Here is a 25284-nt window from a genome sequence, read left to right on the forward strand (position 1 = left end):
CGTAAACACCTGACTGTTCAAAGTAGGGTAACTAGAGCATCCACTCGACCGGCAGCCACCTTACGACCGCCGTCATCGCGCGCTGGAAGCTGCTGGTTTCCGGTTCCGTCGTGTGAACAGTGACTGTCCCGTCTTTTTCTTCTTGCAGCCAGATCACCTCACCGTTGTCGGCCAGTTCAACACGGTACGCGAATTCGGGCCTGTTCAGTTGATCGGCAAGCGACGCTGCAATCGCGGGGCTTTCGACCAGCAATCCCATTTCGGTATTGAGACGCGCAGATCTAGGGTCAAGGTTATAGGAACCGATAAAGACCCGCTTTCCATCCGACCCAAAGACCTTCGCGTGTAATCCCGAGGCTGAACCGGCCAGTATCTCGGGCAGGCTTCGGTCGCGATGTTCCTGCCGTAACGCCCGAAGTTCCAGCAACTCGACACCGCTGTTCAGCAGGCCATCCCTGTATCGCATATAAGCGGCATGAACCGGCATAACGTCCGTGGCGTCCAGCGAGTTGGTCAGAACGCGGACCTTAACGCCGGACTTCGCCAACCCTTCCAGAATGTCAGCGCCTCTTTCGCCGGGAATAAAATACGCCGACACAAGGTCCAGTGAGGTTTCAGAGCCTTGCGCGAATTCGATCAGCCGTTCCACGATCAGGTCTTCGCCTTTGACTTCGCCTAGGCCTTTTGCCGGGTCGTCTGAAAAAAGGGTGATTTCGCTCCATTCGAACTTCAGATCATGTGCGGCTATTTGGTCGGTCAGCGCATTTTCCTGGATTGCCTTTTGATAGCCCGCGCCAACGGCAGTCTGTCGCGCAGCGTCGGCCGTGGATTGAAGGCTTTTTTCCGCCGGAGGTCCCAGAAAGAGGTCGGCGTCGTAGGATGAGCCGCTGTTCCAGTATGAATCGAAGGATTGCGAAACCTCGTCCACGATCGGACCAATGGCTATCGCGTCCACGTCCAGGTAGTGGGTTCCAGCGCCGTAATCAAAGTATATGTCGCCGACATTGCGGCCCCCGACAATCGTTGCCACACCGTCCACTGTCATTGACTTGTTGTGCATGCGTCGATTCAGGCGGCCGAAGTCAAAAGCATATGACAGGAGTTTGGGGTTTCTCAGCGTGAACGGATTGAAAATACGCACATTTGCGGTCGGCAGGGCATCGAGTTCGGCAAGATAACTGTCCATTCCGGATATGCCGTTATCGTCGACCAGCAATCTGACCCGCACGCCGCGCTCGGCCGCTGACCTAAGCTCATCCAGCAGCATCAGGCCCGTGACGTCATCTTGCCAGATGTAGTACTGAGCATCGATTGAGGAAACCGCCTCTCTCGCGAGGATGGCCCGGGCCGCGAAAGCCACGCGCCCATTGCCCAAAGGCCGAATTCCGTCCCGCCCGGGATTCCGTTCGAGAGCGTTTTTGATCGTCTCCCCCAAGGGTCCGGTCCAGTCCGCATCTTGCTTCAGCGTTCGCTCTGAGAAGTTCTCTTCAGGAAGCGGAAACGCCAGTCTTAACCCGACTACGGCGATTGCGATCACCGCCACTGCAATCAAACAAATCCTGATCAGCCGCATTCAGGGTCCCTTGTTGTGTGCGCCGGATTGGCCTTGTTGCCGAGATTGACCTATTGGAACTTGGATTTTCAAGAGAATAGATCGAAGCAAGTGGTCTAGCGACATGCTGTGATTGCCTTTGGGCGGAATCAGACCATCGCGCTAAGTTCCGGACTCTGAGGTAGGGTGCGGATCTCAGGCAAAGTGAGGATCAGCGCATCGAACAACAGGATCGTTCACTCGAATTTCGGCTGGGATTGGGCTTGACGCTTTGCAGAGCGAACGGACGGTCACTGGCGGGCTTTGCGCTACATGAAACAGGTTTTTAACGCGGCCAATGCCGAATCCATTTCTTCCTCGGAATACCCGCAAAAGCCAAGGATCAGGCCATTGTGGGCCGAACCTTTGACTGAGAACCGTGATAGCGGCTGCGCTGTGACGCCCATCTCTGATGCGCGCATGGAAATCTCGGTATCTTCGAAGCCATCGTTGAGGTGCAACACTACCTGCATACCCGCCTGGTGGTTGATGAAGTGCCCATAATCCGAGAAATCGTGCCTGAGCCGTTCCAGAAGATATTTCCGCCGATCATCGTATATCCGACGCACCCGGCGCAAGTGTCGGTAAAATTCCCCTGACTTCATGAACTCGGCCAGCGCCTGTTGGGGCATATAGCTCGCTTTCAGCCCGAAGCGCCTCAACGTTGTTCGGAAACGGTCGATCAGGACCTCGGGGACGATGACATATCCCAACCGCAATGAATTAGAGAATACCTTGGAGAAACTGCCGACATAGATTGCTCGGTTCAGACTATCAAATCCCGCCATGGCAGGGATCGGACGGCCCGCATACCGGAATTCGCTGTCGTAGTCGTCTTCGAGAACCCACGCGTCATTTCTTTGCGCCCATGCCAGGAAGTCCAGCCGACGGCTTGGCGACATGGCCCCACCAAGCGGGTATTGATGTGACGGCGTCAAAACGGCAAGCTTTGGCACGGTGCCCTGTTCGGGCAAACGGGCGCCGCTTTCATCCACGTCCAGATAGGTTGGCGCAAGCCCCTGGGCGTCGGCAAGCTGGCGAACGGGCAGATAGCCCGGGTTTTCCAGGCCGACGATCTCGCCTTTGCCAACCAGACTGCGCAAACAAATCTCGATTGCATCGATTGAGCCGGCGGTCACGATGATCTGATGCGGTGAGGCATCGATCCCACGCCACTCTGATACATGTGCGGCGATGGCTTCGCGCAGATCGCTATTTCCAAAACCGGAACTCCCGACCAGCATGGCCTCGGGATTTGTTCGGCAGACGCGGGCAACCGCCTTGGCCCACTGCCGGTGCGGGAACAATCGCATGTCCGGATAGCTGGCCTCGAAAGGGATCGGGGTTTTGATTTGTTTATCGGCGGATCGGGTCCCTGTGCGATTGCCTGACTTGGTCAATTCAACTTCACCCAAGGCACAAATAGTGTAGCCCGACCCTTGCAGGCTGTTCAGGTAGCCTTCGGCAACCAGTTGTTCATAGGCTGTCACGATGGTCGAACGCGACACACCAAGTTCGGTGGCAAACACGCGGGTTGGCGGCAGTTTCGAACCCTCGGCCAGATCGCCGGAAATGGCGCGGTCTCGGATAGCGGCACAGATCTGCTCGAAGACCGGTGTCTTCGCGGACCGGTCGATGGAAAAGGCAAGCCAGGGTGTTTGCTTCATATTGGTATGCTCATTTTTGTCCATTTTGGACATTAATGAACATCCAAAATCATGACAATCGATTCCCGACCAAAAACACCTTGAGGACGCCGCCATGACAGTGCGTAGAAATGAACACGGCCAGCTGATCGGCATGGCCTTGCCCAACTGGGCAGGCGCCGAGCACCCCGGACACAAGGGAATGGCCGGGCGCTATGCGCGCTTGATCTCTCTGGATCCGTTGACGCACACAAAAGAACTGTTCGAGGCGTTCAGCCAGGATCGTTCGGGAAAAATCTGGACCTACAACTTCATTGGACCGTTCAACACGGCTTCGAGTCTCAGGGCCTGGACCGAAGGCGCCAGCGGCGTTGACGCGCAACCCTATTTTGCTGTGATCGATCAGGAAACCGGCAAGGCGTCGGGGATTGCCAGCTTTATGCGCATCCTGCCCGAACATGGCGTGATCGAGATCGGCGGCATCACTTTCGCACCCGGCTTGCAACGCACAAGGGTTGCGACCGAGGCGATATACCTGATGATGCAGCGCGCCATGACCGAACTGGGCTATCGCCGCCTGGAATGGAAATGCGACGCGTTGAACACACCCTCTCGGGCAGCGGCAGAGCGTTTCGGTTTTCGGTTCGAAGGCGTGTTCCAACAGGCAGCCACTTACAAGGGCCGCAACCGTGACACCGCTTGGTATGCGCTTTTGGATCGGGAATGGGAACCCGTCCAGCGTGGTTTCCAGACGTGGCTTGCACCGGAAAACTTCGATGAAGGTGGCCGACAGCACCAGAAGCTCTCGGACCTGATCGCGCTGGAACGCTCCAAATTCTACAAAACGGAGGACGTCGCATGAACCGACTGACCATGTTCGCCCTGTTTTACACCGCCAGTTTCCTTCAGGCGGGTGCCTATGGCCTCACGTTCATGTTGCCGCGCCTGTTCGAAACCTTTGGGGCCAATGAGAAAGTGGTGGGCGTAACGTTGTTCGTCACCACCATCGCCACGCTGATCACTGTCTATTATGCCGGTCATCTGTCAGACAGGTTCGGGCGCCTGCGCACGCTTGGTGTGGCCTGTTTGTCCATCGCGGCCGCGCTGACCGCCTATGGCCTCGCCGAAGGTGTCGGGGCGCTTCTGATCTTTGCCAGCATCGCGATCGGCTTTGGCTGGGGACTGACCTACGCGCTGTCGCCCATCGTTCTGACCCGCTTGGTCACGACCGCTGAACGGGTTCGTTATTTTGCCATTCTGTCGGTCGCCTTGATGGCCGGGTTCGGCCTGTCGCCGGTCATGGCGTCGATGATGGAAAAAGCCGGCATGACGGTGAACACCGCATTCTTTGTCACGGCCGCACTGTGCGCACTGGCCGGCGCTATCTTCTTTGCCCTCATCAAGCCTGTTCGCGCTCATTCCGAGGGCTCCGGCCCCGAGCTGCGCTCCTCCCTCTCGCTGGCCGGCGTCGCCGCTATCATGCGCTCGCGTGCGCGACTGCCGGTGATCATGGTCTGCCTTGGCGCGTCGGTCTTTGCCGGGATGAACAACTTTCAGACCGTCTTTGCGGATGAGCGTGGACTGGATTACGCCGATTATTTCCTGATCTACACGGTCACTGTCGTGCTGTTCCGGGTGGTGCTGGCGCGGTTCAAAGGCGGGCGCAATCCCTACATGACGATCGCCGCCCTGCAATACGTGATGTTCGGGTCCGTTGTGCTGTTCATGGGGATCGGCGGCAATGTCCAGATGTATCTGGTCGTCGCCTTCCTGTTCGGCATCGGTTACGGGGTAAGCTATCCGATCCTGGCAGCGATGGCAGCCAATGATGCCGACCAGGACCTTTTGCCCCAGACACTTCAGTTCTTCGCTCTTTCTTACTTCATTGGCATCTTCGGCTTCCCGCTGGTGGCGGGATGGATGATCGTCGAATTGGGCAACTTAGCACTTCTGATCCTGGTGGCCGCCCTGGCCGGGATCGAGGCAACCATGGCGGCATTACGCGGCGCGCAGCAACGCAAGGCTGTTCCGGTCAGCACATGACCCGGATTGCCGAGAACCTTGCGGCGGTGCAAGCCCGGATCACCCGCGCTTGTATCGCCTGCAACCGAAACTCGGCGGAGGTGACGCTGCTGCTGGCGACCAAGACGCAACCGGCAGCACGGATCCTGGAAGCCATGGCGCACGGCCCCTTCCTGACCGGCGAGAACCGCGTGCAGGAACTTGTCGAGAAATCACCGGCTCTGGCCGGGCACAGGATACAACGGCATCTGATAGGGCACCTGCAATCGAACAAGGCGGGTAAGGCATTGGAACATGTCACTTGCGTGCAATCCGTCGACCGGCTGTCGATCGCCGAAAAGCTGAATCGCCTGTGCGAGGTTCGAGAACGGGAGTTAGATGTTTTCCTGCAATTCAACACATCGGGCGAGGCCAGCAAGTTCGGCATGGATCCAGCCGACGCCATATCATTCGCCCGTGCCGTGGCTGCACTGCCCAACCTGCGGGTGCGGGGCTTGATGACGGTTGGTTTGCTGGCCCCGCACCCGGTTCTGTCCCGCGATAGTCCGCGCGACTTGCGCCTGTTGCGGGACAAGATCACATCCGAAGATATAGACGACGTGGACCTGCGCCACCTGTCGATGGGCATGAGCACGGATCTTGAGATTGCTATTCAGGAAGGATCAACCATGCTTCGCATCGGGACTGACGTTTTCGGAAAACGAAACCTGCCGCCGGGAACCTTTTGGCCCGAAAAAGAATGGGAGTATCTGGCATGATTGCAGTCATCTTCGAGGTTGAAATCGCCGACGGGCGAAAACAGGACTATCTGGACGTTGCCGCAGACCTGAAGCCGCTGCTGGAGCAGGTGGATGGGTTCATATCCGTCGAACGCTTTCAAAGCCTGACCAATCCCGGAAAACTGCTGTCGCTTTCATTCTTTAGGGATGAGAAGGCTGTTGAAGCTTGGCGCAATCTGCCGCGTCACCGGGCCGGACAGGCCATGGGCCGAGACGGAATTTTCGAAGGTTATCGCCTGCGCGTTGCCGGTGTGATCCGGGACTACGGAATGAACGACCGGGAACAGGCCCCGAAGGACAGCCGGGAAACGCACAGTTGAAGGTTGGGTGCCTCGCTGCCGTCGATCCGCATCTGGAATTGCCTGATGACTAAGCAAGGTTCAGATTGCTCACAGCGCGAACAGATGCTTGCCGGAACAGACTTGCCAATGGGGACATTTCACTGTCCGCCCGGGCCATTATGCCAATTGGCCCCGCAGTCAGACTTGTATCGATCGGTAGCGCCTTTAGCCGTCCGCTTTGGATGTCTGCGGCGACCACGCCCGTTGAAATGATCCATACGGCACCGCCGGCAAGCGCAACCTGCCGCCCGAACGCTGCGGAGACGGATTCGATCATTCTTGGAAAACTGCTCAGACCGTTGGCGATCATCATCCGGTCGACCAGCGGTCGGATCGCCGAGTCATCCGGCGGATAGATAACGGGATAGTCTGACAACTCGCTCAGGTTCTGGGCATGGACCAATGGGTGATCGGGCGCACAAACGATTGCGACGCGTTCGATATACATTTGAGTGAACGAGATATCCTTCATCGTCGTTGGTTTTCCCAGCCGACCGATGACAAGCTCCAACTGCCCCGCGTGCAAGCGATCGATCAAATATCCATGGGGGCCGTCCTCGACCCGGGGAATGGTGTCGGGCGAAAGCTGGGAAAAGATCTCGAGCGCATGCGGCAGTAACCGGGCGGCAACGCTGGGCAGGGCGCCAATGGAAATCGAACCGGCATCTCCCTTGCGGATCGCGGCGACGCTGTTCATCGCCATGTCCAAGGCTGTCATTCCACTTGTTGCGTGTCGCAAGAACACGTCCCCGGCCACGGTCAGTGTAATGCCACCCCTGTTGCGCTCCAGAAGGGTGGTGCCGGTGATGTCCTCCAGTTCTTTCAGGGTTTTCGAGATTGCAGGCTGACTGAGATTCAGGTTCTCGGCCGCAAGTTTCATGCTTTGTCGCCGCACGATTTCAACGAAGGCTTCGATGTGCCTGACTTTTAGCCTGCGATCGATCATCACTTTCCATTTTTGGAAACTAAATGGGACATAACGTCATTTTACATAACGGAAACCGTAGTGCAATCTGGTCGAAGTTGGAGGAGGGGACAGATGCGCACACAAGTCGTGGTCATCGGTGGCGGACCGTCAGGCTTGCTTTTGTCGCAGCTTCTGCATGTCCACGGCATAGACAGCATCGTTTTGGAGAGAAAGACCAAGGAATATGTCCTCGGCCGCATCCGCGCAGGAGTATTGGAAAAGGGATTTGTCGGCCTGATGGAAGAGGCCGGTGTCGCCGACCGCCTTCATGCCGAAGGTTTCGAACATGACGGCACGCTGATTGCTTATGATGACGAGTGCTTTCGCGTCGATTTTCGCGAACACACCGACACGCCTGTCGTCATCTATGGCCAGACGGAAGTGACGCGCGATTTATACGCTGCCCGCGAAGCCGCAGGCGGCAGGATTGTTTTCAACGTGGAAGATGTCACGATCCATGATGCCGACACCGACACGCCGTTTGTAACATTCACGGTCGACGGTAAGGAGCAGCGTGTGGATACCGATTTCGTGGCTGGCTGCGACGGGTTCCACGGCGTCAGTCGCCAGACCATTCCTTTGGATGTGCGCCGCGAATACGAAAAAGTCTATCCATTCGGTTGGCTTGGCGTTTTATCTGAGACGCCCCCTGTCCACGAAGAACTGATTTATTCTTCATCGAGCCGTGGTTTTGCGCTGTGCTCCATGCGCAACGAGTCTCTTAGCCGCTATTACATTCAGTGTTCGTTGTCCGACAAACCCGAAGATTGGTCTGACGCGTCTTTCTGGGCCGAGCTCAAGCGTCGTATCCCGTGCGAATTCGCCGAAGCGTTGGTGACGGGACCGTCGATCGAGAAATCGATTGCGCCGCTACGCTCGTTCGTGACGGAACCGATGCGCTGGGGGCGGCTGTTTCTTTGTGGCGATGCCGCGCATATCGTGCCGCCGACCGGAGCGAAGGGGCTGAACACCGCGTCTTCGGACGTACACTACTTGTACAACGCCCTCAGGGACTTCTACGAAAACGGCTGCACCCGGGGAATCGACAGTTATTCGCAAAATGCGCTGGCCCGCATCTGGAAAGCTGAACGCTTCAGCTGGTGGTTTTCATCGCTGCTGCACCGGTTTCCGGATCAGTCCGAATTTGACCTTAAGATGCAGCAGGCCGAGATCGACTTCCTGCGGACAAACACGGCGGCCCAAAGGGCGATGGCTGAAAACTACGTCGGTTTGCCATATTGATGGGCATAGCCAAGGAGATAACGATGACGGATCGCTATACCACGGGAATGTCAGTCCGGCGCCGGGTGCTTGGTGATGTGCATGTGGACCGGGCGGAGGCACAGAAATCCGCCTTTGATGCGCCGTTCCAGGAAATGATAACTGAAACGGCGTGGGGCACCCTTTGGGCCAACGATGCGATCACACCGCGCGAACGTTCGATGATCACGCTTGCCCTTTTGGCGGCCACGCGGAACTTCGAGGAGATCCCGATGCATGTGAAGGCGTGCAGAAATACAGGTGCCTCGAGGGAAGACATCATGCAAGCTTTCATGCATGCGGCGGTTTACGCAGGCGTTGCATGCGCGAACCAGGCCGTGAAGCTGGCAAAACAGACATTTGCCGAAATGGAGGGTGAGGTGAAATGACCAGGCCGATGGACCTGTACCAGCGGGACCGCGAATGGCACCCGCCTGCCTTTTCCCCGAATTACAAGACGAGTGTGTCGCGCTCGCCCAGAAATGCCCTGTTGTCGCTGGAACCTTCGCTGAGCGAGGCCACAGGACCGACATTCGGCCATGATGATCTGGACCCGCTGGATAATGACCTGATCCGAAATTACGCCAAGACAGGCGATCCGATCGGCGAGCGTATCATCCTCCATGGCCGGGTTCTGGACGAAAACGCACGGCCGGTTCCGAATACCTTGGTGGAGATCTGGCAGGCCAATGCAGGGGGCCGCTATCGCCACAAGAAAGACACCTATCTGGCCGCGATTGATCCCAATTTCGGAGGGTGTGGCCGTACGCTGACGGACGAGAATGGCTGTTACACTTTCAGAACGATCAAGCCAGGGGCTTATCCGTGGCGCAACTGGGTCAACAGCTGGCGGCCGGCGCATATTCATGTTTCGGTGTTCGGCCCAACCTTTGCGCAGCGGCTGATCACGCAGCTTTATTTTGAAGGCGACCCCCTGATTGCCAAATGTCCGATCGTGAACACGATTCCGGATCAAAACGCGATTGATCAACTGGTTGCCGCGCTGGATCTGAACGCGACGGTTCCGCTGGACAGTATCGCCTACAAGTTCGACATCGTGCTGCGCGGTCATCGATCGACCTATTTCGAAAATCGCCCGGACGGGAATTGATCATGGTTCAGAAGCTCGACTATCTGAAAGAAACCCCATCGCAAACGGCCGGACCCTACGTTCACATTGGCCTGGCCCCGGGGGATGCAGGGTTTGACATCTACCGGCAGGAATTGGGCCGGGACGTTGTCGGCGCGCAGGCCGAAGGTGAGCGGATCACTATTCGGGGCAGGGTGCTGGATGGCATCGGCGCGCCGGTCAAGGATGTTCTGATCGAAGTCTGGCAAGCCAATGCAAAGGGGATTTACCCCGGGCAGGGCGAGGTTGAGCCCGGTTTTCGTGGATGGGGCCGTATCATACCCGATTTTGAATCCGGAGAGTGGATCGTTGAAACAGTCAAGCCCGGCTCTGTTCCGTATCGGGATGGCAGGCCAATGGCTCCGCACATCAGCGTGTGGCTGGTAGCCCGCGGCATAAATGTTGGGCTGAACACGCGGCTCTATTTCCCGGAAGAAGAAGCCGCCAATTCGGTTGATCCGGTTCTGAATCTGATCGAACAGGTTGACCGGCGGCAAACCCTGATAGCTGAAAGAACCCCGGATGGCTATCGGTTCGACATTCGCTTGCAGGGGGAAAATGAAACGGTGTTCTTCGATGTCTGACGAAACAAAACAAAACCCGTGTATTATTTGCGTGGCAATCACCGGCTCGGTTCCGACCAAGGCGGACAACCCGGCTATTCCGATCAGCGTGTCGGAACAGGTTGAAAGCACACAGGAGGCTTTTGAGGCCGGTGCTGCCATCGCCCATTGCCATGTGCGCGATGAGGAAGGCAAACCTACTTCGGACCCCGATCTTTTTGCCGCGTTGAAAGAAGGGATCGAAACCCACTGTCCCGGCATGATCGTGCAGCTTTCGACGGGTGGGCGGTCCGGGGCGGGCTCCGCCCGTGGTGGCATGTTGCCGCTGCGGCCGGACATGGCGTCCTTGTCCGTCGGATCGAACAACTTTCCGACCCGCGTTTATGAAAACCCACCTGATCTTGTCGAATGGCTGGCCAGCGAGATGGTGAAGTACGATGTCAGGCCAGAGATCGAGGCGTTCGACCTGTCTCATATCTTTCAAGCGGCCAAAATGCATAAGGCAGGTCAAATCAGGGATGTGCCCTATGTCCAGTTTGTCATGGGCGTGAAAAACGCCATGCCCGTTGACCGTGAGGTTTTTGATTTCTACGTGCATACAGTGCGCCGCCTTTGGGGGGATGTGCCATGGTGTGCGGCGGGCGTCGGGGCAAATCAGATCGTGTTGAACGAGTGGTCCGTTGTTTCCGGCGGGCATGTTCGAACGGGGCTTGAGGACAATGTGCGCCTGAACAGAACCACGCTTGCCCCCTCGAATGCAGCGTTGGTTCGTCGAGCTGTCGAAATCTGCGAAACGCACGCACGCCCTGTCGCGACTGTCGCGCAGGCGCGCGCAATCCTTGGGTTGCGAGAGGTCGCCGCCTGATGCCGAGCTTCGCCAGACCCCGTGACGTAATCTTGCACTACGAAGTGGCAAACCACGGTGTCGGCAGAGTGCCTGTTGTCTTTCTGAACTCTTTGGGAACGGATTATCGCATCTGGCGGGAAGTCGTGGCAGGTCTGGGCAAAACAGAATGCCTTCTTTGGGACAAGCGCGGGCATGGCCTGTCGGATTGCGCCGCAACTTCAATTGATACGCTGGCCGAAGATGTTGCCGATCTGATGGACATGTTGGGTTGGCGTCATGCAATTCTGTGCGGTGTTTCGGTCGGTGGACTGATCGCTCAGCGCATTGCCCACCGACGCCCCGATCTTGTGGCCGGGCTTATCCTGAGCAATACCGGCACGAAAATTGGGGATGACGAGGTTTGGAATACGCGCATTCAGGCTGTGCGTGAATCCGGTATCGATGCCATCGCCGACACGGTAATGGAACGTTGGTTCTCCAACCGTTTCCGAGCCGAGCACCCCGATGCTGTGGCCGGTTACCGAAACATGCTGACACGCATACCTGCCGAAGGTTATGTCGCGACCTGCGAGGCCATTCGGGATGCGGATCTTGCCGAAACAACCAGCCAGATCAAAGTACCCACCATCTGTATCGGTGGGCGTGAAGATCAGGCAACGCCGCCCGAACTTGTAGAGGCTTTGGCCGACCTCATCAAAGGCGCAGAGCGGCATATTTTGCCGGATGTCGGGCATTTGCCATGCGTAGAAGCGCCGGGATTTGTCGCGGGTCAGATCCGGGCACTATTGGGTCGTGTGGCATGAGTGACGTGTTCAATCATCCTTGGTTGTCGGGCCTTTTTGGCGATCAGGACGCCGAGGCGATCTGGTCAGCCGAACGTACACTGACCCATATGCTTGCCTTCGAAGCCGCTTATTCCCGCGGACTTGGCGCCATTGGCGTCGTACCAGAGGACCAGGCCCGGGCCGCCGCCGAGTTGATTGAGCGCGCCAATCCGGACCTTCGGGATTTGCAGGCCGGAACCTTAAAAGACGGGATGCCAATTCCCGCATTTGTGCGTGGTCTGAAGGCCGAGGCCGGGCAATTGGACGGTGCGATCCATACCGGCACAACCTCACAGGATGTGATGGATACAGCGCTGGCAATGACAATGCGCGAAAACTCAGATCTGATCGCGGATCGCCTGTCGACCCTGACCGAGCGATTGGGTAGTCTGGGCCGCCGGTTCGGCAGCAACAAGATGATGGGCCGCACACGGATGCAGGCCGCATTGCCGATCTCGATCGGGCACCGGATCGAGAACTGGCAAGCGCCGTTGATCGAGCACGGCGATCGCATCGAACAGATGCGCAAGAGTGTCGAGCGCCTACAATGGGGCGGGGCAGTCGGGGATGGACAGGCCATTGGTGAAAAGCATCGCGACCTGGCAGCCTTTGTTGCCAAAGCGTTGTCGCTGCGCCCACCCAGCCGCAACTGGCATTCAGATCGCGCAACCGTCACCGATTATGCAAATCTGTTGTCGCTTATTTCCGGTTCGATTGGAAAAATAGGGCAAGACATCTGCTTGATGGCGCAGCAAGGTGTCGACGAAATCAAGCTTTCGGGCGGCGGTGGGTCATCAGCCATGCCGCACAAACAGAACCCAATTCTTGCCGAATTGCTGGTGACGCTGGCGCGCTTCAATGCCACGCAAGTATCCGGGATGCATCAGGCGCTTGTGCATGAACAGGAACGTTCAGGAAGCGCCTGGTCGCTGGAATGGATGCTGTTGCCAAACATGGCCAGGTGCACGGCCAGATCGCTTTCTGCAGCGAATGCCCTGTGCGCGCAAATTGATTCAATGGGGGTGCGGGAATAGGCGCGAGGCAGACATCGCGCCGAACGCCAAACACCGAACTGCGCCATCACGACACAACGGAGGAGGAGAAATCATGACCATAAGGAAATCCTTGCTGAGTTCACTGGCCGCCCTGGCCGTTTCAGCAACAGCCAGCCTGGCCCAGGAAGTGACGCTGACGATGCATCACTTCCTGCCGCCAGTCGCAGCGGCGCACAAAGGCATGCTGCAGCCATGGGCCGATAAGATCACTGCCGACAGCGATGGCAGGATTGCGATTGAAATCTTCCCGTCAATGTCGATGGGTGGCAAACCACCTGAACTGTTCAGCCAAGTGCGTGATGGGTCTGCCGATATTGTCTGGACAGTCCTGGGATACACGCCGGGTGTCTTTCCGCGCACCGAAGTTTTCGAGCTGCCGCTTGTACACGCAGGCTCTGCGACGGATACAACGGTCGCCATGAACGCCTCGATGGAGATGCTCGCGGAAGACTTCGATGACGTCCACGTCATCTTTCTGCACACCCATGATGGGAATGTCATACATTCGGCGTCCGACCCGGTGCGCACTCTGGAAGACGCAAAGGGGATGAAGCTGCGGACCCCCAGCCGTACGGGCGCGTGGGTGATCGAAGGCATTGGTGCGGAACCGGTTGGCATGCCCGTGCCAGCCTTGCCCGAAGCCATGTCGAAAGGCGTTGTGGATGGCGCGCTGATCCCGCTGGAAATCGTGCGACCCCTGAAATTGCAGGAACTGGACAAGTCCATAACGGAACTGCCGAACGGAGACCGCTTTGGCACCGCGACCTTCATGGTGGCGATGAACAAAGACGCCTACGAAGCGCTGCCGGATGACCTTAAGGCCGTTATCGACGCCAATTCAGGCGCCAATGTCGCGCGCGAGGTCGGGTCCAATTGGGAAGGTTTCGAAGAAAGCGGCACCGAGGCACTTGAAGACGCAGGTGTAGAACGGATCGTGTTGTCCGACGAAGAAGCGGCCAAGTTCAACGCCGTGAGCGAACAGATCGTCCAGCGTTGGATTGACGAGGTGAGCGAGAAGGGCATTGATGGTGCTGCCCTCGTCGACAAAGCCCGCGCGGCAATTGCCGCAGCCCAGTCTGGCAAATGATTGGAAACCGACCGAGCGGTCCGATGATCGCCCGGTCGTTTGTGAAGCCTCGGGAATATGAGAATGCGCGTGGTTCTGAAACGGCTGGCGGATGCTTTTGCATTGCTCGGCGGCGTCATCCTGCTTGCGATTGTCGCCGTCACCACAACGAATGCTTTTGCCTTCATCCTCGATCGGTTTGCCGGGGCGTTTGGCGCGGATGTGTCGGGCCTGCCGGGCTATGAGGATTTTGTTCAGCTGGCAATCAGCTGCGCAGCCTTGATGTTCTTTCCCTACTGCCAGGAAAACCGAGGCCATGTGTCAGTGGATTTGCTGATGGATCACTTGCCGAAGGCCGTGCAGCGCGGCTTCGATCTTCTTTGGTTGGGGGTCACCGTCATTGTCGCTGTGTTTTTAAGCTACTGGATGGTTTTCGGTATGCTCGAAGTACGCTCGGACGAGGTGGTGACCAGCGTTCTGGGGTGGCCGACCTGGCCATTCTATTTCCCCGGCCTGCTGTCGATGATCCTGTGGGCTTTGATCGCGGTGTCTCAGGCATTCGAGGGCGCCGCAGATGCTTGATCCCATTTCCATCGGCATTCTTGGCCTGATCGTTCTTTTCGTCCTACTGCTGCTTCGGATGCCCGTCGGGATCGCGATGATCGTTGTGGGGATTGGCGGCACGTGGGTGCTGAGCCAATCTGTCAGTTACATCCGGTTCGTGCCCTACCTGAAGCAATTCAAAAGCCTGTTGTGGGAAAACGTGGCCAACTATGACCTTTCCGTCGTCCCGCTGTTTGTCCTGATGGGCTATGTTGCGGCCGAAGCGCGACTATCCACTGATCTCTTCAAAGGCCTCGAAGCGCTCATGTCGCGTTTGCGCGGTGGCGTTGCGATGGCTGCGGTCGCGGCTTGCGGTGGTTTCGGTGCAGTTTGCGGGTCTTCTCTGGCGACCGCAGCCACGATGGGGCGCGTTTCGTTGCCCGAACTGAAACGGCTGGGATATGCGCCCAGTCTTGCCTCAGGATCACTGGCCGCCGGAGGGACCTTGGGAATTCTGATCCCGCCATCGGTAGCCCTGGTGATCTATGCGATCATCGTGGAAGGCTCGATCCTGCGGATGTTTCAGGCCGCTATCGTGCCAGGGATATTGGCCGTTCTGGGTTTTATCGCCGTGATTGCCATTCAGGTGAGGATGAAACCATCGCTGGCGCCAGAGCCGACGCAGATGGATCCGGTTGAACGAAAACTGGCTATACGTCGCCTCTGGCCCGTTATTCTGATTTTCGGTGCCATCATACTGGGTCTGGGCTTTGGTCTGTTCACGCCAACACCCGCCGCCAGCATTGGGGTTTTTGTGATAACGGCCTACGGTTTTGCGCTGCGGGTTTTTACGGGCGAAGGATTGGCGTTTTCCGGGTTGTTGAAGGCCATTCGCGCCACGGCAATCACCAGTGGAATGATCTACCTGATCCTTTTTGGCGCCGAAGTTCTGAAAGGCTTTTTTGCCCGCACTCAGCTGCCGCAGGCCTTGTCCGACTGGGCCGCAACCAGTGGTATGGATCCGATGCTGATCCTTGTGATCATGCTGTGCCTCTTTGTCATTCTTGGCTGCTTCATGGAAAGCTTGGCAATGATCCTTGTGGTGGTCCCGTTTTTCTGGCCGACCCTGATTGCGTTGAATGGGGGCGAGTACGCCACGGCCGAGACGGCGGCGTTCGGAATGGACGCCGATAACCTCAAGATCTGGTTTGGAATACTGGCGCTGATCGTTGTGGAACTAGGGTTGATAACGCCCCCCGTCGGGTTGAACGTGTTCATCATTTCGTCGCTTGAAAGGGATACGTCCATGGGCACGGTGTTCCGGGGCGTCTTTCCCTTTCTTGGTGCCGAGGTCGTACGGGTTGCATTGATCCTGTCGATACCGGCCCTGACGCTAGCGGTGCCGGCACTCATCGGGGGCTAAGCAAGTTTTGATACCTGTTTTGGACGCTTGCGCAGTATCTCCGACTTAGATGCGCTGTGATTTTGAGGAAAACGGCACGGCACCAAATTCCTTTTCGCCGTTTACAAATTAAAATATTCATTTTAGTGATTGTGTATGAGTGAGAATGCATGGTCCCGACGCACTTTCTTGTTTCACGCCGCATGCCTGACGGCATTGGGTGCTCAATCCAGGATTGCACTCGCCGAGCTGCAGCTTGGTACTTCGGCCCGGATATCAACAGTGTCAGACGGGCACCTGTCGTTGCCGCCGGAGATGGTGTTCGGATCCATGCCGAATGAAGAGCTGAAGCAGCTTCTGAACCGCAATAAGGTGGACACGACCAAGTACGAGCCGGAGTGCAACGTTGCACTTTACCGCGACAATGAAAACACGGTGTTGTTCGATGTTGGGGCGGGGTCTGATTTCATGCCGACGTCCGGCAAGCTTCTGGAAACTCTTGAAACAATTGGCCTGGCGCCTGAAGACGTAACTCAGGTGATCTTTACCCACGCGCACCCGGATCACCTTTGGGGCGTTTTGGACGACTTCGACGATCTGCTTTTTCCCAACGCCGCACACCACTTTGGTCGCAAGGAATGGGACTATTGGTGGAACCCTTCAACGGTAGGGTCGATAGGGGAAGATCGCGCCGCGTTTGCCGTGGGCGCAAAGCGACGCATGGAGGCGATTGAGGATCAGGTCGCGTTCTTTGACGACGGTCAGGAGATCCTTCCCGGTATCGCCGCTCGGGCAAGTTATGGGCACACGCCCGGCCATATGGCATTTGAAATTCGCAATGGAACCGAGGCCGTCATGATCGTCGGCGATGCGCTCGGGAATCCGCATGTCGCGTTCGAACGCCCGGACTGGCACAGTGGTACTGATCAGGACCCTGAAGCTGCAGCAACTGCGCGCACATCACTGCTGGATCAGATTTCTCAGGAGCAAATGAAAATCATTGGCTTTCACCTGCCGAACGGTGGGATTGGCCGGGTCGAAAAGACCGGCTCCGTATATCAATTCATTGGAGAGCCTTCATGATGCGATCGTTCGTGATTGCCGTTGCCTTGGCCACACCAGCCTGGGCCAGCGAAGATATTGCAGATCAATACCCGCAAAGCGTGCTGTATTCCAAACCGGTCGAATACATTCCCGGCGTCTATTCTGCCATTGGCGCAACTGCTCCGCCCACCTATGAAAACTCCGGTCACAATAACAACCTCAGCTTCATCGTAACAGGTGAGGGCGTGGTCGTTGTAAACGGTGGTGCGGCCTATGTACTTGCCGAAGCGCTTCACAAGGAAATCCAGGCGATCACGGATCAGCCGGTCAAACTGGTCTTTAACGAGAACGGTCAGGGGCACGCGATGCTTGGCAATGCCTACTGGTCAGAACTTGGCGTTCCAATCATCGCACACTCGGATGCAGCGGCAGAGTTTGAGGAATACGGCGCCCAGATCCTGCAGGGGATGCAAGAGTACAACAAGGACAAATCCGAAGGGACGTTCCTGGCTGGCCCGACCGAAACATTCGACGACGAATATGTGGTCGAGCTGGGCGACTATCGCATTGAGGCGAAATACCTTGGACCGGCACACAGTCCCGGTGATATTTCGATCTGGTTGCCCAACCAAAGCCTTGTCATCGCAGGCGACATGGCCTTCCACGAGCGTATGCTGCCGATCTTTCAGGAGACCTATACGGCCGATTGGCTTGAGACCTGGGACAATGAGTTCGAAGCCTTGAATGCCACATATGTCATTCCCGGGCACGGCCACCCGACAAACATGGATCAGGTACGCCGCTATACGCGCGATTATCTGATTTACCTGCGCGGCAAGGTTCAGGAGCACATGGATGCCGGTGGCGATCTGGCCGAGGCCTACTACGTCGATCAGTCGCCTTATGCCCAACTGGATACGTTTGAAGAACTGGCAACAAAAAACGCCGGACGTGTTTTTGAGCAGATGGAATTCGAATAGTTCAGGACTGCTGTGGAACGGGCAACCGCATCAGCAATCTGTGCGTGCTGATCGCCCCAACCCACATGAAGAAGACGGCGAGCCATGCGGTCGATGACAGGGCTGACCCACCAGACAAACCGGCCCCAACGGCGCAGCCGCCTGCCAGCATCGCTCCGAAACCCATAAGAACGGCCCCGACCAGGTAGCGTTCCATCGGTGTATCCGGGCCAAACCGTTCAATCTTCCACTCTCCGGCAAGTATGGCAGATCCCGCTGCACCGATGGCCACACCCGGAACAAGGCCGATACCGAAGGACAGCACGACATTACGCTCTGCAACCAATGCCATCAGTGTATCTGTGGAGGGGCCCGTGAAGGTGACCGAGGACGCGGGCACAACTTCAAAAGACGCTTGCGCGATTGCAAATGTCATCAACCAGCCAAATGCAACCGCCACCCCAACTCCTGCTGCGGATACGATCTTGGTGATCGTGACATTCCGGCGGATTGCAAATGCAATTGCCAGGGCCAAACCGAAGGACGCAAGGCTTGCGTAAATCACCGGAGAAAACCCAATTATCTTGGACAGATCACGCGGCGCGCCTCCAGCGATGGTCCAGATGCCGGAAAGCGCCTCGCGCGCCGGGCTGAGAACACCGGTGTAGGCCGCCTGAGCCACCAAGGTCAGAATCAACCCCGCTACAAGGGCACGCAGGTTCCCGCTGGACGCCAGAACCAACAGGCGTGAGGCGCACCCGCGCGACAGAACCATTCCAACCCCGAACATTGCACCGCCAATTACCGCACCGCTGAGACTTCCCGTCGATGCAATCGCACGCGCCCCGGACAGGTCCAGCCATCCGAACGAGACAAACCCCTGCACCAGAGTCAGCGCTGCGGAGAAGGCAATCAGCCAAACCGCAAGCCGTGGCCCGAACTCACCTTCAGCGACCTCGACGGTCGAGGCGCGCAAACAGAAGTGGGATTTCTGGGCGGTCACACCGAATAGGAGGCCGACAAGCGCTCCGGCAAATGCCAGCGCGCCCGGGTCTCCCAGCAGATCGATGAGCCTCTCCATGGACAGAAACTCTCACCTCGTTGATTGTTCGTCTTTGTCTTTCGTCAAATTACTATTGCGCGGCCATCGGCGTTCGAGCCAGTTGGCATTGCGTCCAAAGCTCGCCCAAAGCGGCTACCAACCTGTCGATGTCTTCCGGTGAATGCACGGGCGACGGAGTGATCCGCAAACGTTCAGTTCCCTTCGGGACGGTTGGGTAGTTGATGGGCTGGATATAGATCCCGAAATCGCGCATCAGAACGTCTGATATAAAGCGGCATTTGATCGGGTCGCCAACCATGACCGGGATGATGTGGCTTGGGTTGGGTGTGTGTGGAATGCCCAGATCGTCCAGCCTGTTTCTGACTTCCTGCACGCGTTGCCGGTGCAAATGCCGCTCCGCTTTGCTCTGCTTCAGATGACGAACAGAGGCCGCCGCACCAGCTGCCACGGCAGGGGGCAGCGCGGTGGTGAATATGAACCCACTGGCAAAAGACCGAACAAAGTCGACAAGGTCATGGGAGGCCGCGATGTATCCGCCGACTACGCCGAACGCTTTGCCCAATGTTCCTTCGATGACGGTCAGACGGTCCATCAGACCTTCGCGTTCGGCAATGCCACCTCCGCGTGGGCCGTAAAGTCCGACGGCGTGAACCTCATCCAGATATGTCATCGCGCCATAGCGATCCGCCAGATCGCAAATCTCGGCAATCGGTGCAATATCGCCGTCCATCGAATAAACACTCTCGAACGCGATGAGCTTCGGGGTATTGGCCGGCAGGTCCGCAAGGTGCCTTTCAAGGTCCGCGAGGTCGTTGTGCTTCCAGATCCGCTTGTTGCAGCGACTATGGCGTATGCCCTCGATCATCGAAGCGTGGTTCAACTCGTCGGACAGAACAGTGATACCGGGGATCTTGGATGCCAAAGTGCCCAAAGCAGCCCAGTTCGACACGTAGCCGGACGTGAACAACAACGCCGCTTCCTTGCCATGCAGGTCTGCAAGTTCTTGTTCCAGCAACACATGCTCGTGCGTGGTTCCCGAGATATTCCGTGTTCCGCCAGCCCCGGCACCACAGCTGTCAATGGCCTGATGCATGGCGGCGAGGACTTTGGGATGCTGGCCCATCCCGAGATAATCGTTCGAACACCAAACGGCTACATTCTCAGGACTGTTCTTCGTGTGGCTTCGGGCAGTTGGGAACTTGCCACACTGACGTTCCAGATCAGCGAAGACCCGGTAGTTCCCTTCTTCCTTCAGCTTATCAAGCTGGTCGCGAATGCACTGCTGGTAGTCCATTTCAGTTTCCAACGGCCTCTTCGACGATCTCGGACAACAGGGTCTGGACCTTTTGCATCGGACCGTCAGGATAGCTTCGGTATCCCACCATCACGCCGCTATCGTTCTCGGCCACAAAAATTCCGTAGGGGCAGTAGCCGATATTCATTGGGTCGGCTTCCATCACCTCACGCGAGATCTTTGCTGAACAGAAGATGAAGATATCTGCGGCCGAAAAAATCTGTTTGTCGCTGCCGACGTCAGAGCCTGTTCGGTTCAGCATTTCACCGACATGGCTGACATAGTCGATGACCAGTCCCTGTCCCACGATCGTGGACTCCACGGCGAAGGTGGCATCGTCAAAACTTCCGTCGAAGGGAGTGGTTATGATCGCTTCCGCAAGCGCCTGGCTTGCCAAGACAGCGGAAAGCGCGGCCGTAGCGATAAAGTGTTTCATGATCGTGATCCTCCTCGTGAACCGCATTCTCTCAGGTTGTGCTGTGGGGCCTTTGACACCGGTCAACCCCCCCCCAGTCCTTTAGCCAAACATGTCCGAGGTGATACCCGCGTACCAACCAAGCGACTCTTCGTAGGTTGCTTTCCGAAGGTCTGTGTTTTCGCCTGTCTGACTGATGAAACCATCCACCTTGGCGATCTTCTCGGGCGTCGCTTCGTACGTGGCACCGACTTTGACCCCGTCATCTGCATCGATGAGCGACCAGCACGTGTTCGAAAACTTGGCCGGAAACACTTTCGACCCGGTCAGCGCGCCTCGTACGGCATTTGCACAAACCTTCGCCTGACTGTTGGCCGAGAAACCGGATTTCGGCATGTCGCCCTGCTGGCTGGCATCACCAAGAACATAAATGTCCGGATCGGCTTTCGAGGACATGTCCGCCGCATTGACAGGCGCCCAGTTTCCGTCGGTCACACCCGCCATTTCCGCGATGCGCCCCGCTTTCATCGCCGGGATCACATTGCAGACATCGACCTTGGTCACTTCACCGTCGATGGTCACAGTCATCGCGTCCGGATTCACCGACACGTTGCCGCCGCCGAAGTCTTCACCGATCCAGTCTACCGTCCCTTCGTAGTGGTTTGCCCAGCCTTCCTGAAACAGTGACATCTTGGAAAACTTCGGTTTCGGATCAGCTACGATAATTTTTGCTGTCGGATTGTTCGCCTTCAAAACATGCGCGACCATTGAAACGCGCTCGTACGGCCCGGGAGGGCAACGGTAGGGATTCGGCGGGGCGACCATTGCAAAGATCCCGCCTTCGGGCATTGCCATTACCTGCGCTTTCAGGAGTTCGGTCTGGGAACCGGCCTTATATGCGTGCGGCATCTTGTTTTGTGCGGAGATATCCCAACCCTCGACCGCGCCATCGACGAAATCGATACCCGGGCTCAGGATCAGCTTGTCATACGGGACGGATCCACCCCCCGCCAGGGACACGGTCTTTGCGTCGCGATCCACGCCAACCGCCCAATCATGAACCACGTTGATGCCATAGTCCGCGGCCAGCGTGCCGTAGCTGTGTGCAATATCCGAAAGCTCCTGAAACCCTCCCAAATAAAGGTTCGAGAAGAAACAGGTGTAGTACGTTCTGGACGGCTCGATCAGAGTTACATCGATTTCGCCTTTGCTATCCTTGGCAATGTAGCGTGCAGCGGTTGCCCCACCGGCGCCGCCGCCAACAACCACGACACGTGGCTTGCCTTGCGCCAGTACCATCGGAGCGGACAGCCCGGCGGCAATTGCCCCGGCGGTTCCAAGAAATGCACGTCTATTGATTGTCATCGCGTTTCCTCCCCTTAGTCACTTTTATTCTGGATTGTTGAAATAGGCGGCCAAGGCCGCGATCTCGTCGTTGCTTAGCCGTCCGGCGATCATTTGCATGACCGGATGGGGCCGCTGCTTTTGCTTGTATGCGTGCATGGCGACCACGAAGTCCTCATCAGGCCAATACACGATCGAGGGAATGCCATCGTCGGCCCCTTGGATCTGATGGCATGTCGTACATTCGCTGCTGAGATATGCGCCGTATTCAGGATCACCCTGGATCGCCAGAATCGCCGGATCGACCGAGCGATCGGTACTTTTAGCCGTTGGATCCGCTTCGGGAATATCCCGGGGATTGTCCGAAAACGCCCGAAGATATGCGATAACGTTGGCCCTGTCTTCCGCGGTCTTCAAACCGCGAAAACTCATCCGTGTTCCTGACGCAAAGGCACGTGGGTTTTCGATGTAAGCCGACAGGGTGTCTGCGTGCCATTCCAGGCCCGAATTTCCCGCACGTTTCAGGCTTTTCGAATAGTTGAAGCCATCCAGCCCGGCGGCCTTGCGGCCGAAGATTCCGTTCAGATGTGGACCGATCTTGTTTTCAGCCCCGTCACCGACCTCGTGGCAGCCTTTACACTGCGCGAACACAGCTTTCCCGGCGTCCGCATCGCCCAGGTCCTCGGTTGCGCTTGCCATAGGTGCAAGACCACCCAAGACCGCAGCACAACTCAGTACCTTCGGCCACCCCATGGTCAGCCTCCGAACGACTTGAGATAGACAATGACCGCCTGGATATCGTCCTCTTTCTTAAGTCCCGCGAAAGACATTCGCGTCCCCTTCATGTAGGCTTTGGGCTTTGCCAGAAACGCCGCCATTTCTTCGTCAGTCCAGACGAGGCCGTCATCGGCGGCCGCCTTCATTGCCTTGGAGTATTTGAACCCTTCGAAAGCACCGGCATTTGCTCCGATAATCCCATTCAAGGCCGGGCCCGTCCGGTGCTTGGCACTTTCACCGACCTGATGACAGGATTGGCACTTCTTGAAAACTTTCTTTCCGCTTTCGATCATCTCGGGATCAAGTGCGGCGGTTTGTTCTACTGCTGTAGCTTCCGCCGGTTTCTCTTCGACCTCCACCGATGCTTCCTGAACCGAAGGCTGCGCCTCGGTCGCCTTTGCTGCGGTTTCTTCAGGCGTAACATCCAAAACAGCCGCGCGCATCGTGATTTCCACGCTTTCCTTGCAATCGGTCATGCAAGGTTTGCTGGTCCAGAAATGGGCCTCAGCGGTTTCACGATCATCCACGATGAAACCGCCTGCATTCGGCATTTCGACTTCGAGGAAATTCTCGTGCGACAGAGTAAACTCGTCATCGACGATGTCATTGGAATAAAGGATATAGGCCACCATCGCATAGACATCATCCGTTTCCAGCGACTGTGCGTTTCCGAAGGGCATGGACCGGTTCACATAGTCCCAGACCGTCGAAAGATAGGGCCAATAGGACCCGACTGTTTTCAGAGGGTCCTTGTCGGCCAGTGTGCCTTCGCCGCCCGCCAGTTTGGGCCAGTTGTCCACGCCTTCCGCGAAATCGCCGTGGCAGATCGCGCATTGCTCGGCAAAGACCTCTTCTCCGGTGAACACGTCACCAGAACCCTCCGGCAAACCGGTTCCGTCCGGAGCGACGTCCAGATCCCACGCCGCAATCTCTTCTGACAGTGCTGGCCGTCCAAGCCCGAATTTTTCGGCATAAGCCGGTACGGCCAAACATAAAGCAAGGGCGGAGGCGGCTAACAGCTCAGGATACTTCGACATTTTCCGCCTCTCCGGTCTCTTTGATCCACCAGGTCTGGATGCAATTGTTGTGGTAAATTGAATTCTCGCCGCGCACTTCACGCAGTTGGGCCTTGCTTGGCTGGACATAGCCTGTGGAATCCTTCGCGCGGGCCTGCAGAAGCATTTCGGACCCGTCCCAGTTGTAGTCCAGATAAAAGCGGGTCAGCGCCTTGTCCGTACCGGGCGCTGCCAGTCGGGCCGGAATCCAGTTCTTGCCCCCGTCCACGGAAACGTCGACACCCGTGATCGAGCCTCTTCCAGACCAGGCCAACCCCGTGATCACCAAGGGTCCCGGTCCGTGCTTGATCGGAGCCTGTGGACTGGGCGACGTTACAACGGACTTGGCGTCCATGACCCAGGTCCATTTGCGGGATGTGCCGTCTTCCAGCGTGTCGGTGTATTTCGAAGTCTCCTCGCGGCTCTCAATCGCCATTTCCGTGACCTCGACGCGGCGCAGCCATTTGACCCACATGTTGCCTTCCCAACCGGGGACGACCAGGCGAACCGGATAGCCATGTTCCTTGCGCAACGCCTCGCCATTGGCCTTGAAGGCCACGATCACGTCGTCCATGGCCTTTTCCAGCGGGATCGAGCGCCCGTTCGAGGATGCATCCGCCCCTTCAACGTAAACCCACTTGCCTTCGGGCTTCACGCCGGCCTCTTCCAGCAGGGTGCGAAGCGATACGCCGGAATATTCCATATTGTGGATCATTCCATGGGTGAACTGCGCACCATTCAGTTGCGCACCGGCCCACTCCATACCTGTATTTGCAGCGCACTCGCAGAAATAAACGCGGTTCTCTCGCGGGAAGCGTTCAAGGTCTTCGTAGGTGAACACAAGGGGTGTATCGACCAACCCGTTGATCATCAGGCGGTAGTCCGCCTTGCTCAGTTCGATGGCGCCTGAATGATGCCTTTCGAACGCGCAACCCTGCGGCGTGATTGTACCGTCCAACGCGTGGATCGGTGTGAAGTTTATCGAACTGATCGTGTCGGCGGTCAGCCACTCGACATTGCGGCGCACGACGTCGTCTTCAAACTGGATCGGCAACCCGTAGGGGGTCGCATCCACGCCCTCACCAGTGGCCTGTGCCCATTCCTGAACCTGGGTAATCAGCGGATCGGGGCCGGCAGCGCGCGCTGCTCCGGCGCCGACTGCTCCTACTCCAACGGCGGCCGCGCCACTTAGAAATTGGCGGCGGGAGGGTGCCTTTTCTCTGGAGTTTTCACTCATCGTGTTTGCCTCCGTTACTCGATCAGCAAATTTTGTTTATGTGTTGCAAGTTCCGGCCGCG

At 57.3% G+C, this 25284-nt stretch carries 26 protein-coding genes; 16 read left to right on the forward strand and 10 right to left on the reverse strand.

Annotated features, from left to right (window positions below):
* Positions 1–31: 31 nt before the first annotated feature.
* Together ACR3EQ_RS17945 and pdxR are read right to left on the reverse strand one after the other, a co-directional pair.
* On the reverse strand, positions 32–1573 hold the full coding sequence (locus ACR3EQ_RS17945; protein WP_480491426.1) for a phospholipase D family protein: 1542 nt from the start codon (positions 1571–1573) through the stop codon (positions 32–34).
* Between the two features lie 287 nt (positions 1574–1860).
* Entirely contained in the window at positions 1861–3258 is a 1398-nt protein-coding gene (pdxR, locus tag ACR3EQ_RS17950; protein WP_170617284.1) for a MocR-like pyridoxine biosynthesis transcription factor PdxR, read from the reverse strand.
* A gap of 94 nt (positions 3259–3352) precedes the next feature.
* Between pdxR and ACR3EQ_RS17955 the strand changes: the two genes are divergently transcribed.
* The 4 genes from ACR3EQ_RS17955 to ACR3EQ_RS17970 are packed head-to-tail and all read left to right on the forward strand — an operon-like array spanning position 3353 to position 6358.
* The gene (locus tag ACR3EQ_RS17955; protein WP_480491427.1) at positions 3353–4099 is read left to right on the forward strand and encodes a GNAT family N-acetyltransferase; all 747 of its coding nucleotides are present in this window, start codon (positions 3353–3355) and stop codon (positions 4097–4099) included.
* Positions 4096–5280, forward strand: coding sequence for an MFS transporter (locus ACR3EQ_RS17960; protein ID WP_170617280.1), 1185 nt, complete (start codon positions 4096–4098; stop codon positions 5278–5280). The genes ACR3EQ_RS17955 and ACR3EQ_RS17960 overlap by 4 nt, the downstream gene beginning before the upstream one ends.
* Positions 5277–6017 carry a YggS family pyridoxal phosphate-dependent enzyme gene (locus ACR3EQ_RS17965; RefSeq protein ID WP_480491429.1) on the forward strand — a complete coding sequence of 247 codons (741 nt, stop codon included), beginning with the start codon at positions 5277–5279 and terminating at the stop codon, positions 6015–6017. Before ACR3EQ_RS17960 ends, ACR3EQ_RS17965 begins: the two co-directional genes overlap by 4 nt.
* Positions 6014–6358, forward strand: a complete 345-nt coding sequence (locus tag ACR3EQ_RS17970; RefSeq protein WP_170617276.1) for an antibiotic biosynthesis monooxygenase family protein — start codon at positions 6014–6016, stop codon at positions 6356–6358. The genes ACR3EQ_RS17965 and ACR3EQ_RS17970 overlap by 4 nt, the downstream gene beginning before the upstream one ends.
* Positions 6359–6407: 49 nt before the next feature.
* On the opposite strand, the gene pcaQ is transcribed toward ACR3EQ_RS17970, so the two are convergent.
* Positions 6408–7325 carry a pca operon transcription factor PcaQ gene (gene pcaQ / locus ACR3EQ_RS17975; protein WP_170617274.1) on the reverse strand — a complete coding sequence of 306 codons (918 nt, stop codon included), beginning with the start codon at positions 7323–7325 and terminating at the stop codon, positions 6408–6410.
* Positions 7326–7418: 93 nt separating this feature from the next.
* Between pcaQ and pobA the strand changes: the two genes are divergently transcribed.
* From pobA to ACR3EQ_RS18035, 12 genes are all read left to right on the forward strand, one after another.
* A complete protein-coding gene (pobA, locus tag ACR3EQ_RS17980) occupies positions 7419–8588 on the forward strand; it encodes a 4-hydroxybenzoate 3-monooxygenase (protein ID WP_170617272.1) in 1170 nt (389 codons plus the stop codon).
* 23 nt (positions 8589–8611) lie between these two features.
* Positions 8612–8995, forward strand: coding sequence for a 4-carboxymuconolactone decarboxylase (gene pcaC, locus ACR3EQ_RS17985; protein WP_170617270.1), 384 nt, complete (start codon positions 8612–8614; stop codon positions 8993–8995).
* Positions 8992–9717, forward strand: coding sequence for a protocatechuate 3,4-dioxygenase subunit beta (pcaH, locus tag ACR3EQ_RS17990; protein ID WP_170617268.1), 726 nt, complete (start codon positions 8992–8994; stop codon positions 9715–9717). The genes pcaC and pcaH overlap by 4 nt, the downstream gene beginning before the upstream one ends.
* 2 nt (positions 9718–9719) lie before the next feature.
* Positions 9720–10319, forward strand: coding sequence for a protocatechuate 3,4-dioxygenase subunit alpha (gene pcaG, locus ACR3EQ_RS17995; protein ID WP_170617266.1), 600 nt, complete (start codon positions 9720–9722; stop codon positions 10317–10319).
* Positions 10312–11163, forward strand: coding sequence for a 3-oxoadipate:acetyl-CoA acetyltransferase (locus tag ACR3EQ_RS18000; protein ID WP_170619803.1), 852 nt, complete (start codon positions 10312–10314; stop codon positions 11161–11163). The genes pcaG and ACR3EQ_RS18000 overlap by 8 nt, the downstream gene beginning before the upstream one ends.
* Positions 11163–11948, forward strand: a complete 786-nt coding sequence (gene pcaD / locus ACR3EQ_RS18005) for a 3-oxoadipate enol-lactonase (protein ID WP_170617261.1) — start codon at positions 11163–11165, stop codon at positions 11946–11948. Before ACR3EQ_RS18000 ends, pcaD begins: the two co-directional genes overlap by 1 nt.
* Positions 11945–13003: a 3-carboxy-cis,cis-muconate cycloisomerase gene (locus ACR3EQ_RS18010; RefSeq protein WP_170617259.1), complete on the forward strand. Its 1059-nt coding sequence runs from the start codon at positions 11945–11947 to the stop codon at positions 13001–13003. Before pcaD ends, ACR3EQ_RS18010 begins: the two co-directional genes overlap by 4 nt.
* Before the next feature lie 73 nt (positions 13004–13076).
* Positions 13077–14111 carry a TRAP transporter substrate-binding protein gene (locus tag ACR3EQ_RS18015; RefSeq protein WP_170617257.1) on the forward strand — a complete coding sequence of 345 codons (1035 nt, stop codon included), beginning with the start codon at positions 13077–13079 and terminating at the stop codon, positions 14109–14111.
* 63 nt (positions 14112–14174) lie between these two features.
* Positions 14175–14672 carry a TRAP transporter small permease gene (locus tag ACR3EQ_RS18020; protein WP_170617255.1) on the forward strand — a complete coding sequence of 166 codons (498 nt, stop codon included), beginning with the start codon at positions 14175–14177 and terminating at the stop codon, positions 14670–14672.
* Positions 14665–16056, forward strand: a complete 1392-nt coding sequence (locus tag ACR3EQ_RS18025; RefSeq protein WP_480491432.1) for a TRAP transporter large permease — start codon at positions 14665–14667, stop codon at positions 16054–16056. The genes ACR3EQ_RS18020 and ACR3EQ_RS18025 overlap by 8 nt, the downstream gene beginning before the upstream one ends.
* Positions 16057–16191: 135 nt before the next feature.
* Positions 16192–17118, forward strand: a complete 927-nt coding sequence (locus tag ACR3EQ_RS18030; RefSeq protein WP_170617251.1) for an MBL fold metallo-hydrolase — start codon at positions 16192–16194, stop codon at positions 17116–17118.
* Positions 17115–18059 carry an MBL fold metallo-hydrolase gene (locus ACR3EQ_RS18035; protein WP_480442251.1) on the forward strand — a complete coding sequence of 315 codons (945 nt, stop codon included), beginning with the start codon at positions 17115–17117 and terminating at the stop codon, positions 18057–18059. Before ACR3EQ_RS18030 ends, ACR3EQ_RS18035 begins: the two co-directional genes overlap by 4 nt.
* Position 18060: 1 nt before the next feature.
* On the opposite strand, the gene ACR3EQ_RS18040 is transcribed toward ACR3EQ_RS18035, so the two are convergent.
* From ACR3EQ_RS18040 to soxC, 7 genes are all read right to left on the reverse strand, one after another.
* Positions 18061–19119, reverse strand: coding sequence for a YeeE/YedE family protein (locus ACR3EQ_RS18040; protein WP_480491434.1), 1059 nt, complete (start codon positions 19117–19119; stop codon positions 18061–18063).
* Positions 19120–19171: 52 nt separating this feature from the next.
* Entirely contained in the window at positions 19172–20395 is a 1224-nt protein-coding gene (gene hemA, locus ACR3EQ_RS18045; protein WP_170617247.1) for a 5-aminolevulinate synthase, read from the reverse strand.
* A gap of 1 nt (position 20396) precedes the next feature.
* Positions 20397–20831, reverse strand: a complete 435-nt coding sequence (locus ACR3EQ_RS18050; RefSeq protein ID WP_480491436.1) for a DUF302 domain-containing protein — start codon at positions 20829–20831, stop codon at positions 20397–20399.
* An 81-nt stretch (positions 20832–20912) separates the two neighbouring features.
* Positions 20913–22175 (reverse strand): NAD(P)/FAD-dependent oxidoreductase, encoded by a 1263-nt coding sequence (locus ACR3EQ_RS18055; RefSeq protein ID WP_170617243.1) that lies wholly within the window; start codon positions 22173–22175, stop codon positions 20913–20915.
* A 24-nt stretch (positions 22176–22199) separates the two neighbouring features.
* Positions 22200–22853 (reverse strand): c-type cytochrome, encoded by a 654-nt coding sequence (locus ACR3EQ_RS18060; protein ID WP_480442271.1) that lies wholly within the window; start codon positions 22851–22853, stop codon positions 22200–22202.
* Positions 22854–22909: 56 nt separating this feature from the next.
* Positions 22910–23968, reverse strand: a complete 1059-nt coding sequence (locus ACR3EQ_RS18065; RefSeq protein ID WP_170617240.1) for a c-type cytochrome — start codon at positions 23966–23968, stop codon at positions 22910–22912.
* Positions 23952–25223, reverse strand: a complete 1272-nt coding sequence (soxC, locus tag ACR3EQ_RS18070) for a sulfite dehydrogenase (protein ID WP_480491438.1) — start codon at positions 25221–25223, stop codon at positions 23952–23954. Before soxC ends, ACR3EQ_RS18065 begins: the two co-directional genes overlap by 17 nt.
* Between the last annotated feature and the right edge of the window lie 61 nt (positions 25224–25284).

The organism is Ruegeria sp. AN11, assembly GCF_056536005.1.